This window comes from Chlamydiales bacterium (assembly GCA_031292375.1).
GTDB lineage: Bacteria > Chlamydiota > Chlamydiia > Chlamydiales > VFKH01 > JARLHF01.
On the sequence record JARLHF010000016.1, the window covers coordinates 39,755 to 56,907 of the forward strand.

A 17,153-nucleotide genomic window follows, 5' to 3' on the forward strand; every position below is an offset into this window, starting at 1 on the left:
TGTAATGGAGCGAAAGAACTAGATGTCATCAACAAATGATCCAATATCAGATCTTCTTACACGTATTCGTAATGCAGTGCTTGCAAGGCATAGATACGTCGATATTTTAAATAGCCGCATGGCCAAGAGCATTGTTGCTATTTTAAAAGAGCAAGGTTTTATTGAAAACTTTATGGTTAAAGAAGACAATAAGCAGGGTGTAATTCGTGTCTTGCTTAAATATACTGAAGGAAGACGATCTGTAATCAATGGCTTAAGAAGAATTTCTAAGCCAGGTTTACGGAAGTATGTCAACCATGCAGCCATTCCTTTGGTTTGTGGTGGACTTGGAATTTCAATCGTTTCTACTTCAAAAGGTGTTTTAGCAGGTCATATAGCGAGAAAAGATAGAGCGGGCGGCGAGCTGCTTTGTTATGTTTGGTAAGATGTAAGGAGTAAATGCGATGTCTCGTTTAGGTAAATTACCAATATCTGTTCCAAAGGGCGTACAAGTCAAGATGGACGGAAATAAGATTACAGTGAAAGGGCCAAAGGGTTCTTTAACTAAAGAAGTAATTAAAGAAATTCAGGTTCAAGTTTCGCCAGAGGAAGTTGTTGTGTCTCTTACTGATGAGGCAGCCCAGATGGGAAATTTTCATGGCCTTTGGAGACAGCTGATTAACAACATGGTTCTTGGCACTACAGTAGGATTTGAGAAAAAGCTTCAGATGATTGGTGTGGGCTATAGGGCAGCTGTTCAAGGACGAGTTCTGGATGTGCAGGTTGGCTATTCTCATCCTACACAAGTTGCTATCCCTGAAGGAATTGAAGTTAAAGTAGAAAAAAATACTGCGATTAGTATCACAGGAATTGACAAACAGAAAGTTGGACAGTTCGCTGCTAATGTACGCTCTTTTAGACCTCCAGAGCCTTATAAGGGTAAGGGGATTCGTTATGAAGAAGAGTACGTAAGACGCAAAGCTGGAAAATCTGGTAAGAAGTAATGAGGGTTATTTAATGGATAGTAGTTTATCAAAAACTATTTATAAACGCCATAAGCGTGCTCAAAGAGTTAGAAAAAAGTTGAGAGGGTGTGCTAAGAGACCTAGACTTTGTGTTGTCAAAACAAATGCACATATTATTGTTCAGCTTATTGATGATGAACAAGGGCTAACTTTGGGCTCGACTTCTACGTTTGCTAAAGAATTTCGAGATACGGAATTTTGCAGAAGAAACAAAAAGTCTGCGCGCCGTATTGGTGAACGTATAGCGCTGATAGCCAAAGAAAAGAATATCGAAAGTGTAATTTTTGATCGCGGCGCCTCAAAGTATCATGGAGTCATTGCAGCAGTAGCTGATGGTGCTCGTGAATCTGGGCTTCAAATATAACTACATTTATTTAAGGGTCATGATGTCAAATCATAAAGAGAAGCACAAAGAAGAAAATAGTTCTATAGAAGAAAAAGTTCTCTACATTAATCGCTGCTCAAAAGTGGTTAAGGGGGGAAGAAAATTTAGCTTTTCAGCACTTATACTTGTAGGTGATGGTGAGGGTAATGTAGGATATGGGTTTGCTAAGGCAAATGAACTATCAGATTCTATTAGAAAAGGTGGAGAAGCAGCTCGCAAGAGCTTGAATTCTTATGAACTAGAAGGGACTACCATTCCTCATGAAATTGTTGTTGAGTACGATGGGTCTCGTTTACTTCTTAAGCCAGCGCCAGAAGGTACTGGAATTATCGCAGGGTCTAAAGTGCGCGCTGTGTTGGAGCTTGCTGGTATAAAAGATGTTATTGCAAAGAGTTTGGGGTCAAACCATCCAATTAATCAGGTTAAAGCTACATTTAAAGCGTTATCGCTTCTTAGAAATCGTCAGAAAGCCTTACAGTCAAGAGGAATTTCATGCTAACATTACATACCTTAAAAAACACATCAAGGCCGTGTAAAGCCCCTAAACGTGTTGGACGTGGCCGAGGTTCAAAACTTGGAAAAACGTGCGGTAGAGGAAATAAGGGTGCGGGTTCTCGTTCAGGTTATAAAGAAAGGCACAGTTACGAGGGCGGGCAGTTTCGTCTTTTTAGAAAGCTTCCTGTTAGAGGGTTTTCTAATGCTGCTTTTAAAGAAGAATTTTATGTAATCAACCTTGGTCAAATAAATGAGTGGTTTGATGACGGGGATACGATTAATGAAACATCGCTTCGAGATAGAAAGTTAGTCAAGGGTCGTGTTGACGGTATTAAGATTCTTGGTGATGGTAAGATTCAGAAGAAGGTAATTATAGAAGCGCATGCATTTTCATCTTCTGCAAAAGAAAAGTTAGATGCTGCTGGTATTTCTTATTCAGTTGCATCTGTTTAAGACGCTGTTTTGATATGTTTGGGCCGGAAAATGCAAGTCCGGTGTTCACTTTTTGATTAATTATGTGCTTAGGGCTGCTATATCAATGTTTGAGAGTTTTGCACGAGTTTTTCGTATACCTGAGTTGAGAGAGAAGATTTTATTTACTCTTTTGATGTTAGTTGTTTGCCGTTTGGGAGGATTTATTCCTGTACCCGGCATTAATGGTGAGGTTGCATTAAGTTATTTTAAGAATGTTACGGGTGGCGGGCAAAATTTATTTCAGTTAGTTGATATTTTTTCTGGTGGTGCATTTTCTCAGATGACTGTGACAGCATTGTCAGTAGTGCCCTACATTTCAGCCTCGATTATTATGCAGCTTTTAACAGCGCTCATTCCTAGTTTACAGAGGGAAATTAAGGAAAACAGTGAAGTTGGTAAGAGAAAAATTGGGAAATGGACTCGTTTTGCAACATTATTTTTAGCGCTTTTTCAAGCTGGATTGTTTGCAAAATATGCAATTCAGATGAACCTTACTCAACCTGGGATAGTTGTGGGTGAGCTTGCCTCTTCGCACATCTTTGGAGTTCCTGTCTTGTTTTACGTAGTTGTTATGATAACAATGACTTCGGGAACGTTATTCCTTATGTGGGTAGGCGAACAAATTACTGAGAAAGGTATTGGCAATGGTATTAGTTTGATTATTATGATCGGCATTCTATCTTCACTACCTACAACGATTGGTTCAGTTATTAAACAGTTAAATTTGGATTCTCAGGTTACAGGGCAACTGACATTTTCTTCTCTTGTAGTCTTGCTTGGCGTTTTTGTCTTTGTCATATTGACAACTATTTTGATTATACAAGGACAGAGAAAGATCCCTCTTCAATATGCTAGAAGGGTTGTTGGAAGGAGAGAAGTTCAAGGAGGGAATGCTTATATCCCTTTAAAAATTAACTATGCAGGGGTTATACCGGTCATTTTTGCATCATCTTTGTTGATGTTTCCAGCGACCATCGGACAATTTATTGGTGTAGGTTCTTGGATCGGTGATTTTGCAAATATGTTAACACCTGGAAACTGGTTGTACATGGTGTTTTTTGTAATGTTTATTTTGTTTTTCACGTATTTTTGGACAGCAACACAGTTTCATCCAGAGCAAATAGCTTCTGATATGAAGAAAAATGGTGCTTTTATACCAGGAGTAAGGCAAGGCAAGCCAACTCAAGACTATCTTGAGTCCGTGATGAATAGGGTGACATTGATTGGTGCTATTTTTTTAGCTTTGATTGCCATTTTACCTACCATCGTCGGAGCTGTTCTTGGAGTAGATCAGACGATAAGCTATTTCTTTGGAGGGACCGCTCTCCTTATTTTAGTGGGTGTGGTTTTAGATACAATGAAGCAGATTGAATCTCATCTGCTAATGAAACGTTATGACGGTTTCATGAAAAAAGGGAGAGTAATGAGGGGGCGCTAATGTAGCATTTTCCTCAAAAGAACTCCTCTTGTTATTTATGATGCTATATGATAGCATGTGTGCTTTATTTTTAAAACGGATGTAACCGATGCCTAGAATAATAGGAATTGATATTCCAAATGATAAACGATTAGAAGTAAGTCTGACATATCTGTATGGTATTGGGCGTAATCTTTCAAAGGAACTGATTAGTAAGTTAGGGCTTGATCCTAACATGCGTGCTGGAAAGTTGACGGATGAAGATGTTGCTCGAATCAATGGTGTGCTTCAGGAAGAGTATGTTGTAGAAGGCGATTTGCGCAGGCAAGTTCAAAACAATATCAAACGATTAATAAGTATACATTCTTATCGAGGTATGCGTCACAAAGTCGGTTTACCTGTCAGAGGACAGAGAACAAAGACAAACGCAAGAACGAGAAAAGGGCGTCGTAAGACGGTCGCTAATAAGAAGAAATAGTTGATATAGGAGTCAATATTTTGAGCAAGCAAGTAGCTTCGACAAAAAAACCGAATGTAAAGGTTAAAAGAAAACAGGCAAGACACGTGCCTGTGGGTGTTGCTCATGTAAAGGCAACATTTAATAATACAATTGTTGTCATTACAGATCCTGCTGGCAGCGTCTTATCATGGGCTTCTGCTGGTAAAGTGAACTTTTCTGGTTCACGTAAATCTTCTGCCTTTGCAGCGACTGTAGCAGCTCAAGATGCAGCTAAGACGGCTATGTCTATGGGAATGAAAGAAATTGAAGTAAATTTAAAAGGACCTGGAGCTGGTCGTGAGTCGGCTGTGCGCGGACTTCAAAGTTCAGGGCTTTTAATTTCTGTGATACGAGATAAGACACCCGTGCCTCACAATGGTTGCAGGCCACGTAAGCGTAGACGTGTCTAAGAAAAGTTACGCATAAGTGACTATGTATATCTAACAGTTGAAAGTGGAGTTGGTTCATGTCGGTTCTTTATGGCAAATTTGAAATGCCAGAAAAAATTACTGTTGAGGAGAAAAAAGGGGTTTCCTTTTGTAGATTTATTGCAGAGCCCTTTGAAAGAGGGTTTGGCCATACTATAGGGAACTCTCTTCGGCGCATGTTGCTTACTTCATTAGAGGCACCCGCAATCATATCTTTTTATATGGAAGGGGTTCCACATGAGTATATGGCAATTGATGGTGTTGTTGAAGATGTGACTAATATCATCCTTAACATTAAAGGTGCTTTGTTGCGTAGAGCTCCTTCAGAAGAGCATTACAATTTTAGGGGTCATAGGGTGGTCTCTAAAATTTTAACGATCACTGCTGAAGATCTTGAGAAAAAAGGACAGGTAAGAGTAACTTTAGGCGATATTGCAGGGGGCAATAGTGATTTTGATGTTGTTAATCCAGATCACTATTTATTTACTGTAACAAAGCCGATGACAAAGCGTGTTGATTTTAAAGTTGCCGTTGGCAGAGGATATGTTCCTTCAGAGCGTCATGTCATTTTAGATAGAATAACAGATGAAATTGTTATCGATTCAGCGTTTTCACCTGTACGCTTAGTAAGTTACTATGTTGAAAACACACGTGTTGGTCAGGATACAGACTACGATCGTTTAATTCTTGAAATTACGACAGATGGTAGAGTAACTGCTGAAGAGGCACTTTCTTATGCAACACAAATTGGTATTAAGCATTTTGAAGTTTTTAATAAAGTACAAAAACATCAGCTTATTTTTGAGCAGGAAGAAATTTTAGAAGATTCAGATAGGGATGAGATCTTACAAAAACTCGCATTACGTATAGGTGAGATTGAATTATCTGTACGTAGCACAAATTGTTTAAATGGTGCTGAGATTGAGTTTATAGGTGAGCTGGTTGTTCGTGCTGAGTCTGAAATGTTAAAGTTTAGAAATTTTGGCAAGAAATCGCTTAATGAAATTAAAGCTAAATTAATGGAAATGGGTTTACATCTCGGTATGGATCTTGCTAAATATGGTATCACTAGAGATAATGTTAGAGATATTATTTTGGCATATATTCAAGAGATTCAAGGTAAGGAAGAATGAGACATCGTAAAGCTACTTTTAAAGTTGGACGAACAGGTGCGCACAGACGTTGTATGATTGCGAACATGTTAAAGTCGTTAATTATTAATGGTCGTATTCAAACCACAATCACAAAGGCTAAAGAGCTTCGCAGACATGCGGATAGAATGGTTACGTTAGCTAAAAAGAATGATTTGGCTAGTAGACGACTTGCAATTGCTAAGTTGATGGTTGTGTTTAATTCACTAACGCCTAAGGAAGCAAGGGCTGCAACTAAAGACCAAGACAAAAGTTCTTATAATAATGATAGACTTGTTATTGGAAAGCTTTTTGACGATTTAGGTACCCGTTTTGCTACCCGTCAGGGCGGTTATACGCGTATCATACGTATGCCAAATGTAAGACAGGGTGACAGTGCTCCAGTATGCCTACTTGAGTATTTAACCGAATAATTCCTTCTAATAAGTATGACCTACAGCTTTTCATTTTGAAAAGCTGTACCATAAACTTTCCAAAGATAACAATTTTTTCATGTTCTTTGTTTTTGCTTGCAGCGCGCCTTTTTTTTCTTTATAGTTTGGTAGGATTTGTTTGATATGTACGAAAAGGAACATATGGCTATAAGAATTGGTATCAATGGTTTTGGTCGCATTGGAAGGCTTGTATGTCGTTTGATTAGTGCGCACACGGATTTAGAAGTGGTTGCTATTAACGACTTGGTTCCAAGTGACAATCTTGCTTATTTACTCAAGTTCGATTCTACTCATGGACGATTTAAAGGGTCTGTAACAGCAGATGAAAGCCATCTGTATGTTAATGACAATAAAATAAAAGTATTTTCTGAAAGAGATCCAAAAAATTTGCCATGGAAGGTATTGGATGTTGATTATGTTGTTGAGGCAACAGGATTGTTTACACATATGGACGATGCAAGTAAGCATCTAGATGCTGGAGCAAAACGAGTAATGATTTCAGCTCCTGCCAAGGGAGATGTTCCTACGTTTGTTATGGGTGTGAACCATGCAAAATATAATCCACATACTGATAGAGTTGTTTCGAATGCATCTTGTACAACAAATTGTTTGGCCCCGATTACAAAGGTGCTGTTAGATGCTTTTGGTATTGAAGAAGGCCTTATGACGACGGTGCATGCATTGACAGCAACTCAGCCAACAGTTGATGGCCCTTCTCGTAAGGATTGGAGAGGTGGTCGTGGAGCTACACAAAATGTTATACCTGCATCTACAGGGGCTGCAAAAGCCGTTGCTTTGTGCATACCTGAAGTTAAAGGTAAATTGACGGGTATGGCATTTAGAGTCCCTGTTGCTGATGTTTCAGTTGTGGATTTAACTGTTCGTTTGTCTAGAAAAACGTCATATCAAGAGATTATTCAAGAAATGAAGAGAGCTTCGGAAGGGGAAATGAAGGGTATTCTTGGTTTTACCGATGAAGAAGTTGTCTCTTCTGATTTTATTGGAACTACGTTTTCTGGTATTTTTGATGCAGGTGCAGGTATTGCCTTAAATGATCAATTTTTTAAGTTAATTGCATGGTATGACAATGAGATGGGATATGCTCATAGAATAGTTGATTTTCTAAGTTATATGGCTTCGAGAGAAAAGAAATAGTCTTGAACAGGTTTATAAAACGATTTAACAATGGATTAAGCCAGTGAATTTTACAAGAGAACCTATTATAGAAACTGTAATCACCCCAAGAGAGGGGTGTAAGCTCGTAATAAAGAGTAGTAAGTGTGTGGGGCAAGAAGAGTATTATGTGGACGCAATTGAAGTTGTCTCCTTTGGACAAGCTCTCTTCTTTAGATCGTCAGAGAGACCCAAATCGTTTTTAGTCCCTGTAACGGATTATGAAGTCATTGAAACGAGAGAAACCCGCATGATTTTAAAGGCTGCTCCAACAGATAAAGGAATAAAAATTGGTGGTGGCAGAGAAGTTAGTTCCAAGAATAAAGGGCATCAACAGGATAAAGAAGAGTCATCTTCTTTGATAGATGAGTTTGATGATAGTGATTTGGAATTCAATCAAGCTGAGACTGCAGAACAAGCGGCTACTGCAGATACTCGTTTTGACAAGAAAAGGGATAGACGAAAAAATAGAAGGCGTAAAACACGTGTAGATGAGAAAGAAGAAGCTCCTACACCAGACGCTCCAGAAGGACTTGTTTTAGATGACATGGGTGAGAGTTATCAAGAAGAGGCTCCTTCAGAAAATGCATTATTTGGTACGCCTATTAAACGTGTTGTTGAAACTCATGCATCTCTGCCATCTTTTCCAACATTATTGCCGCCTCCAACAACATTGATTTCAGAGACGATTTCTATGTATAAAGGTAATGCAGAGTACCGTAAAGCTTTCTTTGATGAAGAAAAAGAAGAGCCAAAGGTTGAAGAAACATCTCATGTAGATACTGAGCTACATAATGATGAGATGCCCTTTCCTCCCTCTTTTCCTGATGACTAGAAGTGTTCTAATTGACTCAAATTCCAAAAACTTGTAGTCTTTAGCTCTTTCTTGCTTGGATGGTGGAATGGTAGACACTGGGGACTTAAAATCCCCTGGGAGCAATCCCGTGCGAGTTCGACTCTCGCTCCGAGCATTTCGCAAAATATCTCGTCTTTTCCACAGAAACCCAGCATCTTTCGATTTTTCGGCTCGCCAAGGGTTCTTCAAACCTTGGCTTTGCCTCCAAAATCAAAATCTGCCGGGTTTCTGTAAAAAATCCTTCGATATTTTGCTCATGCTCGTCGCTGCTCCTCGCAATCTTATAAACACTTTATCTTTCTTAAAATAGCACGATATCTTTCGATTTTTCGGCTCGCCAAGGGTTCTTCAAACCTTGGCTTTGCTTCCAAAATCAAAATCTGCCGGGTTTCTGTAAAAAATCCTTCGATATTTTGCTCATGCTCGTCGCTGCTCCTCGCAATCTTATAAACGCTTTATCTTTCTTAAAATAGCACGATATCTTTCGATTTTTCGGCTCGCCAAGGGTTCTTCAAACTTTATTTTTCTTCATCTTCTAACTTTTGCAGGAGTTGTTCAATGGATTTCCATTTGTCGAGAGAAATGATTACAGCAATACCTTCATTATGACGAGTAAGAGTGCTGACAAACATTGAATTATTATAAAGTACCATTTTCCGGAATAAGTGACTCATGTTACGCATGAGTCACTTTAGAAAATTATACACAAGCCAATTCTTGAACTTGTTTGTGTATAAATAATAACAGGGTAGACAGGATCAGCTGAAACGGCTAGCAGGATAGCCTTTGATTAAAAAAGCAATGTTTCTTGAAAAATGCTTTCTTGCCCTATCCTATCAGCCGTTTCGGCTGATCCTGTCTACATTATTGTTAATTATTTTAAAGTTTTTGCGTAACATAAGTTACTTACATTACGCACGCGCATAAAAATAACTTGATAATAGTCATCTAATACAAGTAAAAGATCTTGTTCAAAATTTGGGAAAAGCCATGGACAAGAATCGTTCCTTCAAGTTGTTTATATATATTAAGGATTCTTGATTAGATGCTTACAAAATGAGATGCAATTTATTTAAAAATCTAATCCAGCCTTCAAGACAAATCCATGAATGCCTACGTCACTTGGTTGCTGAAATAAGAGCGCTAAACCTCCATTTAAATTCTGGTCATTTTCGAAAAAATTGGCCAGAAGAACTTGGTTGGGCCAATAATTGAATTCATATCCAAAACTCAATGTAAGCAATGCTGCATTGTTAAATCGATATTTCCATGCTACACCAATTGCAGTAACGAGATTCATTTTAAGAGCGTAAATAGTATTTTGGTTGTTTATTGTAAAAGGCACAGGAAAATCTGTTGTAGTTCCTTGAAAAAAATAGTTTTGTTCTAAATCGAAATTACCCCACAAAGCAGCAAATTCTCCTTTTCCATATAGACTCCAACCCTCTGCAATATTCCATGTTGCATTGAGGCCATTGGTTAATCCGATCCCCTTGAAATCATTTGTTAAAGTTACAGTAGAAGATAGAGGTAGTCCATCTCCATTGCTAGTGCCATTATAAAAAATATTTTCTTTTTCTTTTATCAAAGCACCTTTTATTCCTATAAAATAACGTAAAATTGTAGGTTTGTTCGGAAAAAAAGTTTTCCCTAATACTGCATCCAGAGTTTGAAAGTTCTGAGTAAAACCCGCCGTTGCAGATGTTGCTGAAAGTATTCCTGAGGCAGTACCAACATCCCATAGAGTATGCACGTCTATTGTATCTGTTCTAAATACAGAACTATGGTCCGTTTCTTGAAAATAGGTCCAAATGACGTTCGTATCCCATTGATTTTCAGAGAATTTATAGCCAGCACCTATTCTAAAGCCAGGGTTGTAATCAAATGAAACATTTTGAATTTTTTGATTTGTATCGATATTTGGAGAAACTGAAGATTCATGAGTGAGAGCATAAGGAATTTGAACATTTGTTTTCCAATAAAGTAATTCACCAGATATTTGAACGTCATCTTGACAATAAGCAGGATTTCTAAAATTAACACACTCTAATGTGCTTAATTGCTTATTTGTAGAGCTTCCATGCACTATTGAGGTAAACAAGGTTAAAATAGCAGGTAATGTAAGTGTTATTTTATTTTTCATATTTGCCTTTGATTTTAGAGTGGATTGAATCCAAATTGTATTTTTTAAAATAATGTTCACTCAAAATAAATTGAGGAGGGTGCAAGATATAAGAATATTATTCAAGAGAAAATATTTGGATTGTTTAATGTGTTATGCCCCAATTTTGCCCCACTGGCAAACATTGAATTACAGTAAAGTACCACAAATGGCAGCAATAACTTTTTGTGCTAAACTTTTAATCTGGTTGTTGTTACGATTGGCGATGTGTTGTAGTGTGTGGGACTGTGGAAGACTTAAAATCCCCTGGGAGCAATCCCGTGCGAGTTCGACGCTCGCTCCGAGCATATTTACTTTCAAAGAGTTACAGGAATTGCCTTTCAGCAGAAAATTCTGAAAGGCAATTTTTGTCTAACCCCTGTCCAGCTTTTCCGTAGTATCGGGATAGAAAAGCATATTATTCATCTGAACTTGTCATGCTTATGCTATGCGATCTTGCAAAAAAGAATCATCTTTGTATAAAATTCCTTTTAGGAATTTGAAGCATTCATGAGTCATTTTTCACTTAGAAAGTTTTGGATAATATCCCCTCTAATTGATAGATTACCTCTCGGAAAAGCGCACCAGCAAAGATTTTGTTAATAAGGTACTGGCTTGCTACATCGATCATCTAGGCTTTTTTTATCTCCTTTTAAAGAGGGATGGTTTTGGTTAATTAACTTGGAAAAGATCCGTTTTGATGAAGTCGAGAAAGCCAAAATTCTGTTAAATCCAGATGATTTAAAAAGATCGTTGGCATTAGTTTTTGAACAGGACAGATACAAATTTGCATTGGTCTATGCAATTGTGAAATTTTATCTCGGATCCCTAATTAATCAACCACCTCAAAAATTGACACTCCAACGAAACGAATTCGGAAAACCTTATTTGCAAGGCTATCCTTTGCATTTCAATATCTCTCATACAAAAAGCTACGCATTTCTAGGTATTCATTCTTCAAAACAGATAGGAGTTGACATTGAGGAGATGGATGATGGCATTATTGAAGCGGCAGGAAGTTTTCTGTTTCCTTGTGAAAAACAATGGCTTTTCAATTCCTTTAAAGATCCCGGCGAAGGGGCCTTGGCTTTATGGTGCGCAAAAGAGGCTTTGCTTAAAGCTGTCGGTATCGGTTTTTCTGCAAACCCTATCCCTCGATTTATTGCCATGGAGAGGATAGATGAAGAGAGCCATTGCTTGAAAGGGGTGGCGCATTACCTTCCCAAGGATATAGAGGTGTATGTGTATCACAATGTATTAGCCAGCCATAAGATTGCGATTTCTGTCCTTTGACAACATTTCTTCTCTTTAATATACTCTCTAACAAATAAGGTTTTTTATGTATGCAATTAGAGCTCTTTCCTCTAGACTACACTAAGCTGGGCAGGCCTACAATCAATTAGAGTCGCAATGCACTATACGGTACCCCAAGAACCTTTTCTATTAGACTTCTTGCATAATTAGCTTTGCTTAGAAAAATTGAAATTTTTTGAGTAGATTTATTGATAAATTTTTCAAGCATATGTGAACATATGGTTGAAAAATTTAACGATAAAGATGTCAAAAACGACAATTTTAACAAGCAAATGTAATTACGCAAGAAGTCTATTGTACAAAGAAGGTTTAATACATCGGCTATACCCTGTTTATCATTACCGATCAGACAAGAGAGAATTAAGATGCTAACACAAGATGATTATGCCATTTTTTTTAATGGTGACAAGGTTCTCAAACACAAAGACAAAGATTCATTTATCATTCCTTGCGGCGATGTATACAAAAGTCCAAATCAACTGCCTAGCAAAAGAGATTATTTTTATATCGGTGACTATGCCAGCAAAAAAATATTTGGGGCTTCTTATAATCTACCAGAAGAGGAAGGCAGATTAATCTTGACTCCAGCGCGGGATGCACTCGTGATGGCAAATGCAAAAACCTCTCATCTCATCTGCCGTGCGAAACATTTGCTCAATTGGCATCACTCTTCTCTTTACAGCGGATGTTGCGGTGTGCCGACAACATTAAGTCTGACCGAAATCGCCAAAATCTGTGAAACCTGTAAAAAAACGATCTATCCTACCACCTCGTCATTTGTAATTGTACTCATTGAAAAGGGAGGGAAACTTTTATTAGCCCGTTCTCCCCATTTTGCAAAAGGGATGTACAGTACTCTTGCAGGTTTCGTTGATGCGGGAGAATCGTATGAAAATGCGGTTCGCCGAGAAGCCCAGGAGGAGGTTGGAATTAAAGTCAAAGACCTCACTTACTTTGGAAGTCAATCCTGGCCGTTTCCTTCCTCAATAGCAGTTGCATTCAAGGCAAAACATGACTCGGGGGAAATTCAGATGGATCCAACAGAAATCGAAGATGCCCGGTGGTTTGATCCTAAACAACTACCTCCTTTGCCCCATCCATGCAGCATTTCTAGACATATCATCGATGCGTATGCGAAAAACCTTTGATAAACTTTCGAATAGCGCCATAAAACTCTTCCGCAGCGTCCATCTCAATAAAATGCCCCGCGTTTTTCAAAATCACAAGTTCCGCGTTTGGGATTTTATTACTCATGAATTTTGAGTACATCTCATCAAAAATCCAATCGCTGTCCCCAGTAATCACAAAAGTTGGACAGGCGATTGCACTGAGTTGATTGTTATAATCTACAGTACGCAGGTCTGTTAAAAACCCTTTATTAAGAGGCTCGTAAGCAAAAGGAAGTTCGTCTTTTGAAGGCACTGTTGGGACGTGTCTTTTTGAATATAATGGCATCATCAATTGAAGGTAGCGTTCCACTTCTTCAGTGGAAGTAAATCGTCCTTCCCATAATTTTTGGCTGACTTGGATTTGTTCAGGACTGCCGATCTCTGCCAGCTTTTTCTTAGCTGTTGAGATAAAGCGATGGCTAGGACCTGTTGCAACAAGGATGAGTTTTTCAATCGTTTGTTTATTGGATGGGGGAGATTATGGAATTATGAACTTCTGGTTATCTGGAAATTCATCCTGGCAAGGAATTTATAATAATATGTTTGGAGGCCCTCCTTGGGGTGATTCATTAAAAAATTATGTCGGATTTTCTCCATTCTTTCAGGTGGATAAAGTGACAACACCGTTGCTTTTAGAATTTGCACATGATGGTCTTGGAGGGCTTGAAATGTATGCGCCTCTTCGTTATTTAGGTGTCCCTGCAGAGCTTGTTGTATATGATAAAGAAGAGCGCAACTTTGTAAGACCCAAGGTTCGCGTAGCTTCTATGCAACGTAAAACGGACTGGTTTAATTTTTGGCTACTTGATAAGCAAGACCTAAACCCTGTGAAACAAGAGCAGTATAAGCGTTGGGAAGCACTTAAAAGCAAACATCGCTCTTCTTAGTTATTATGATTAATAGTTTTGAGGTGTGGGTCCATTTTAGATTGGTACATCATGAGTTGTCATTTGGGTAATTTTTAGCAAAAGAAGGATAAAAACTTATTCTAAAAGCCGGCCAAAATCGATTACTTTATCAAAATAACCCTCATCTAAAACACTTTCATCCACCCCATTTACATGGATTAGCGCTGGAATGATATTTGTTGATTTGTTGATCGATTTTGTGAATATAAGAATCGGTCAATAAAAATGCAATTGTCGATTTGTTGATGTATTTTTTATAGTCATTATCCTTTTTATATGGCTAAATCGATGAGGTATGCACATCTAATAAGGCGGTTTGATACACAAAATTAGGGCTCCACAAATGGCGGCAATAACTTTTTGTGCTAAACCATCTTGGTTGTTGTTGGTTGCGATCGTCAGCCATGTGTAAGTACATGGCTGACGATCGCGGTTTCAAAGGTGAAGATGCCGGCGATGGGGAAAACCAAATTTTCAGTGCGTTAAAGATATTTAAGAACTGCATTTTTTTAACACGGTGTTGAAAATGCAGGTTGGCTTGGAAAAATGCTTATCATTATTTATTAAGTTCTTTCGTGCTCTTTGATGAGATTTTTTTGACAAAATAAAGGCGTGGGGTATATAAGCGGATGTTTAAAAAATGGTTTTGGGAATTTTTGTGAAGAAGAATGTAACTTATTTTAATTTTATAATTTTCTTGTTATTAGTGCTTGTGGTTTATTTTGAGCAGGTTTTTGCCAGTGAGGCATATATAGCTAATAATAGTGATAATAGTGTAACCGTAATTAATGCTAATACAAGAGTATTTATAGAAACAATTCCTGTTGGCAATGGTCCTCAGGGGGTTGCTGTCACCCCAAATGGTAGCTATGCGTACATAACAAATGCAAGTGGTAATACTGTTTCTGTTATAGATACAACTACTAAAGCCGTTGTTGATGTAATTTCAGTAGGTATAGGAGTTACTCCTGTCGGGGTTGCAGTTTCTCCTGATGGAAGCCTTGTTTACGTATCCAATAATGGTGAAAGCACGGTTTCTGTTATCAACGCAGAAACTAATATCGTTACTGGCTCTATTACTGTGGGTTTTGCTCCAGTTGGAATTGCATTTACTCCCGATGGAAATTTTGCATATGTAGCTAATACTTTTGAAGATAATATTTCTGTAATTGATATAGGAAGTGGCTCTGTCATAAATACAGTTCCTGTTGGAGGATTTCCTTTTGGTGTTGCAGTTACTCCCAATGGAAGTTATGTTTATGCAACTAATTTAACTTCTGGTACTGTCTCTGTAATTGACACAAGTAGCAACATAGTTGTGGATGAAATTACTGTTGCATCAGAACCTAGATATCTTGCGATCACTCCTAATGGTGAGTTTGTTTATGTTGCCAATAGTGGTAGTGATGAAATTTCGGTAATTACTACTGCAAGCAATACAGTCACAGACACAATTTCTGCTTCTATTGGAGTAAGTCCTTTTGGTGTAGCAATTGTACCAGGGGGTGGTTTTGTTTATGTCACAAATAACGGTAGTAACAATGCCTCTGTAATTGATACTAACACCAATCTAGTTATAGAGACTATTAGTACTGGTGCTGGACCACAAGGAATTGCTATTACTTCATCCCCACTACCTCCAGCTAGTTTAACCGGACAAAAAGAAACAAATAATTTTCCTTTTCAAAAGCAATTTATAAATGTATTATCATGGACTGCAAGCTCAAGTAGTAATATTGTGTCTTATAATATTTATAGAGATAGTGTTTTGATTGGCTCTGTTTCTTCTAGCGCCCTTTTGAGTTACATAGATACTTCTATTAATAAATCAGAAGGATATACATATGGCGTAACTGCCGTGAACGCAATTGGTTCAGAGAGTGCTCCTATAACAGTTTTTATCCAATAGTTTTAAGGCCAATGATGAAAAAATATATTTCTATAATTTTTGGTTGTGTTGTCGCGATGAGCCACTATCTACATGCTAATGTGATTCATAAGGCATGTCCTTTAGAAAAGGTTGTAGTAGCGTTTCGCACTAGCTATTTTTATCCAAGCTCCTCTACTTTTCGAGATATGTTTCAGGGAGGAGTTAACTTTCAATTAACCAGTACAATTCCGATTTATAAAAGGCAAAATTTGTGGTTAAAAAGAGCTACCTTATGGACAGGTATAGACTATTTTTATAAGGATGGACACTCAACGTTTTTAAGTGATAAAACTCATATACAAATAATTCCACTAACATTGGGGTTGAAGTATTATCTACCAAGCTTGTGTTTTAAGTTACCTTTGACTTGTTATGTAGCTGCTGGTATGCGGTATTACTTTGTGCATACGCATAATGATTCTAATGTTGTTCAACAAGTGATTGATAGGAGTGGTGTTGGAGCTGTTGTTGAAACTGGTGTAATGACGGCTATTTATGATCACATTATTTTGGATCTATTTGTCTCTTATTCATTTAAATATTTTAGAGCGCCTTCTATTGATAATCTGGCTGTAGAAGGTGTTGGGCTGAATGTAGGTGGGGTTAATGTTGGTATGGGCATCGGCTATGAATTCTAAAGGCTTTTGGTCGGATTTTCATTTTACTCCTAGTTAATGTACGATGGCTGCGAGCTGAACAGATAGAGCTATTAGATAATAGCGCTTTAACTACCATAAGAGACCAGTTTTACGCTTCTTTAGAAACAAGAGCAAGAGATGTACTTGATAAAGTCATTAAAGATAAATTGCCAACACCTCTAGATCCCGTACAACATTTCCTTCAAATAGTGAAGACATCGGTACAAGAAGCTACTCATTTTGTCTATAATAACAAGCAAATGCTTGCAATGCGTTTTTTAGAAATCATTGCATCTCCTCAAATATCTGTTACACTTGCTTCGCTAGATTTGCTCCATCAACAATCGGTCAATAAAAATGCAACTGTCGATTTGTTGATGTATTTTTTATAGTCATTATCCTTTTTATATGGCTAAATCGATGAGGTATGCACATCTAATAAGGCGGTTTGATACACAAAATTAGGGTAGAACATTATCGATACAGTTTTATGGTAATTATAAGAAAATCTTTATGGCCTTTTTACAGAATAATCATAATTATTTCCCAATTTTGCCCCACTGGCAAACATTGAATTAGACTTCTTGCATAATTAGCTTTGCTTAGAAAAATTGAAATTTTTTGAGTAGATTTATTGATAAATTTTTCAAGCATATGTGAACATATGGTTGAAAAATTTAACGATAAAGATGTCAAAAAAGACAATTTTAACAAGCA

Annotated in this window: 20 protein-coding genes and 1 tRNA gene; 19 read left to right on the forward strand and 2 right to left on the reverse strand. The window is 37.7% G+C overall.

Features of this window, described 5'->3' with window-relative positions; genetic code table 11:
* Nucleotides 1-22: 22 nt before the first annotated feature.
* The 13 genes from rpsH to P4L16_02865 all read left to right on the forward strand — a co-directional run bounded on the left by rpsH (nt 23) and on the right by P4L16_02865 (nt 8,431).
* Entirely contained in the window at nt 23-424 is a 402-nt protein-coding gene (rpsH, locus tag P4L16_02805; GenBank protein MDR3624054.1) for a 30S ribosomal protein S8, read from the forward strand.
* A 19-nt stretch (nt 425-443) separates the two neighbouring features.
* Nucleotides 444-983: a 50S ribosomal protein L6 gene (gene rplF / locus P4L16_02810; GenBank protein MDR3624055.1), complete on the forward strand. Its 540-nt coding sequence runs from the start codon at nt 444-446 to the stop codon at nt 981-983.
* Between the two features lie 13 nt (nt 984-996).
* The gene (gene rplR, locus P4L16_02815; GenBank protein ID MDR3624056.1) at nt 997-1,368 is read left to right on the forward strand and encodes a 50S ribosomal protein L18; all 372 of its coding nucleotides are present in this window, start codon (nt 997-999) and stop codon (nt 1,366-1,368) included.
* Nucleotides 1,369-1,390: 22 nt separating this feature from the next.
* Nucleotides 1,391-1,888 (forward strand): 30S ribosomal protein S5, encoded by a 498-nt coding sequence (rpsE, locus tag P4L16_02820; protein MDR3624057.1) that lies wholly within the window; start codon nt 1,391-1,393, stop codon nt 1,886-1,888.
* On the forward strand, nt 1,882-2,337 hold the full coding sequence (rplO, locus tag P4L16_02825) for a 50S ribosomal protein L15 (GenBank protein MDR3624058.1): 456 nt from the start codon (nt 1,882-1,884) through the stop codon (nt 2,335-2,337). The genes rpsE and rplO overlap by 7 nt, the downstream gene beginning before the upstream one ends.
* An 85-nt stretch (nt 2,338-2,422) precedes the next feature.
* Complete coding sequence (gene secY / locus P4L16_02830; GenBank protein ID MDR3624059.1) at nt 2,423-3,796, forward strand: preprotein translocase subunit SecY; 1,374 nt, start codon at nt 2,423-2,425, stop codon at nt 3,794-3,796.
* A gap of 88 nt (nt 3,797-3,884) precedes the next feature.
* On the forward strand, nt 3,885-4,253 hold the full coding sequence (gene rpsM, locus P4L16_02835) for a 30S ribosomal protein S13 (protein ID MDR3624060.1): 369 nt from the start codon (nt 3,885-3,887) through the stop codon (nt 4,251-4,253).
* 20 nt (nt 4,254-4,273) lie between these two features.
* Nucleotides 4,274-4,684, forward strand: a complete 411-nt coding sequence (gene rpsK, locus P4L16_02840; protein MDR3624061.1) for a 30S ribosomal protein S11 — start codon at nt 4,274-4,276, stop codon at nt 4,682-4,684.
* 56 nt (nt 4,685-4,740) lie between these two features.
* On the forward strand, nt 4,741-5,835 hold the full coding sequence (locus P4L16_02845) for a DNA-directed RNA polymerase subunit alpha (protein MDR3624062.1): 1,095 nt from the start codon (nt 4,741-4,743) through the stop codon (nt 5,833-5,835).
* On the forward strand, nt 5,832-6,266 hold the full coding sequence (gene rplQ / locus P4L16_02850) for a 50S ribosomal protein L17 (GenBank protein MDR3624063.1): 435 nt from the start codon (nt 5,832-5,834) through the stop codon (nt 6,264-6,266). Before P4L16_02845 ends, rplQ begins: the two co-directional genes overlap by 4 nt.
* Nucleotides 6,267-6,434: 168 nt before the next feature.
* A complete protein-coding gene (gap, locus tag P4L16_02855) occupies nt 6,435-7,442 on the forward strand; it encodes a type I glyceraldehyde-3-phosphate dehydrogenase (protein MDR3624064.1) in 1,008 nt (335 codons plus the stop codon).
* 43 nt (nt 7,443-7,485) lie between these two features.
* Nucleotides 7,486-8,295 carry a hypothetical protein gene (locus P4L16_02860; protein ID MDR3624065.1) on the forward strand — a complete coding sequence of 270 codons (810 nt, stop codon included), beginning with the start codon at nt 7,486-7,488 and terminating at the stop codon, nt 8,293-8,295.
* Between the two features lie 53 nt (nt 8,296-8,348).
* A tRNA-Leu gene (locus tag P4L16_02865) sits at nt 8,349-8,431 on the forward strand.
* Nucleotides 8,432-9,388: 957 nt separating this feature from the next.
* Here P4L16_02865 and P4L16_02870 read toward each other — a convergent pair.
* Nucleotides 9,389-10,459 carry an Lpg1974 family pore-forming outer membrane protein gene (locus P4L16_02870; GenBank protein MDR3624066.1) on the reverse strand — a complete coding sequence of 357 codons (1,071 nt, stop codon included), beginning with the start codon at nt 10,457-10,459 and terminating at the stop codon, nt 9,389-9,391.
* 699 nt (nt 10,460-11,158) lie between these two features.
* On the opposite strand from P4L16_02870, the gene P4L16_02875 reads away from it, so the two are divergent.
* Nucleotides 11,159-11,770, forward strand: a complete 612-nt coding sequence (locus P4L16_02875; protein ID MDR3624067.1) for a 4'-phosphopantetheinyl transferase superfamily protein — start codon at nt 11,159-11,161, stop codon at nt 11,768-11,770.
* Between the two features lie 386 nt (nt 11,771-12,156).
* The gene (gene nudC, locus P4L16_02880) at nt 12,157-12,939 is read left to right on the forward strand and encodes an NAD(+) diphosphatase (protein MDR3624068.1); all 783 of its coding nucleotides are present in this window, start codon (nt 12,157-12,159) and stop codon (nt 12,937-12,939) included.
* On the opposite strand, the gene P4L16_02885 is transcribed toward nudC, so the two are convergent.
* Nucleotides 12,911-13,249, reverse strand: coding sequence for an alpha/beta hydrolase (locus P4L16_02885; protein MDR3624069.1), 339 nt, complete (start codon nt 13,247-13,249; stop codon nt 12,911-12,913). The genes nudC and P4L16_02885 overlap by 29 nt on opposite strands.
* A gap of 28 nt (nt 13,250-13,277) precedes the next feature.
* On the opposite strand from P4L16_02885, the gene P4L16_02890 reads away from it, so the two are divergent.
* The 4 genes from P4L16_02890 (at nt 13,278) to P4L16_02905 (ending at nt 16,828) form a co-directional block, all read left to right on the forward strand.
* Nucleotides 13,278-13,847 carry a hypothetical protein gene (locus P4L16_02890; GenBank protein MDR3624070.1) on the forward strand — a complete coding sequence of 190 codons (570 nt, stop codon included), beginning with the start codon at nt 13,278-13,280 and terminating at the stop codon, nt 13,845-13,847.
* Between the two features lie 733 nt (nt 13,848-14,580).
* Complete coding sequence (locus tag P4L16_02895) at nt 14,581-15,777, forward strand: beta-propeller fold lactonase family protein (GenBank protein MDR3624071.1); 1,197 nt, start codon at nt 14,581-14,583, stop codon at nt 15,775-15,777.
* Nucleotides 15,778-15,833: 56 nt separating this feature from the next.
* The gene (locus P4L16_02900) at nt 15,834-16,436 is read left to right on the forward strand and encodes an OmpW family outer membrane protein (GenBank protein ID MDR3624072.1); all 603 of its coding nucleotides are present in this window, start codon (nt 15,834-15,836) and stop codon (nt 16,434-16,436) included.
* Nucleotides 16,437-16,603: 167 nt separating this feature from the next.
* The gene (locus tag P4L16_02905) at nt 16,604-16,828 is read left to right on the forward strand and encodes a hypothetical protein (protein MDR3624073.1); all 225 of its coding nucleotides are present in this window, start codon (nt 16,604-16,606) and stop codon (nt 16,826-16,828) included.
* Nucleotides 16,829-17,153: the final 325 nt, after the last annotated feature.

Excerpts from the sequence above, each read along its gene's own strand:
- rpsH (MDR3624054.1), top strand. The coding sequence starts at position 23 with ATGTCATCAACAAATGATCCAATATCAGATCTTCTTACACGTATTCGT.
- rplF (MDR3624055.1), top strand. The coding sequence starts at position 444 with ATGTCTCGTTTAGGTAAATTACCAATATCTGTTCCAAAGGGCGTACAA.
- rplR (MDR3624056.1), top strand. The coding sequence starts at position 997 with ATGGATAGTAGTTTATCAAAAACTATTTATAAACGCCATAAGCGTGCT.
- rpsE (MDR3624057.1), top strand. The coding sequence starts at position 1,391 with ATGTCAAATCATAAAGAGAAGCACAAAGAAGAAAATAGTTCTATAGAA.
- rplO (MDR3624058.1), top strand. The coding sequence starts at position 1,882 with ATGCTAACATTACATACCTTAAAAAACACATCAAGGCCGTGTAAAGCC.
- secY (MDR3624059.1), top strand. The coding sequence starts at position 2,423 with ATGTTTGAGAGTTTTGCACGAGTTTTTCGTATACCTGAGTTGAGAGAG.
- rpsM (MDR3624060.1), top strand. The coding sequence starts at position 3,885 with ATGCCTAGAATAATAGGAATTGATATTCCAAATGATAAACGATTAGAA.
- P4L16_02845 (MDR3624062.1), top strand. The coding sequence starts at position 4,741 with ATGTCGGTTCTTTATGGCAAATTTGAAATGCCAGAAAAAATTACTGTT.
- rplQ (MDR3624063.1), top strand. The coding sequence starts at position 5,832 with ATGAGACATCGTAAAGCTACTTTTAAAGTTGGACGAACAGGTGCGCAC.
- P4L16_02870 (MDR3624066.1), bottom strand. The coding sequence starts at position 10,459 with ATGAAAAATAAAATAACACTTACATTACCTGCTATTTTAACCTTGTTT.
- nudC (MDR3624068.1), top strand. The coding sequence starts at position 12,157 with ATGCTAACACAAGATGATTATGCCATTTTTTTTAATGGTGACAAGGTT.
- P4L16_02885 (MDR3624069.1), bottom strand. The coding sequence starts at position 13,249 with ATGATGCCATTATATTCAAAAAGACACGTCCCAACAGTGCCTTCAAAA.
- P4L16_02900 (MDR3624072.1), top strand. The coding sequence starts at position 15,834 with ATGAGCCACTATCTACATGCTAATGTGATTCATAAGGCATGTCCTTTA.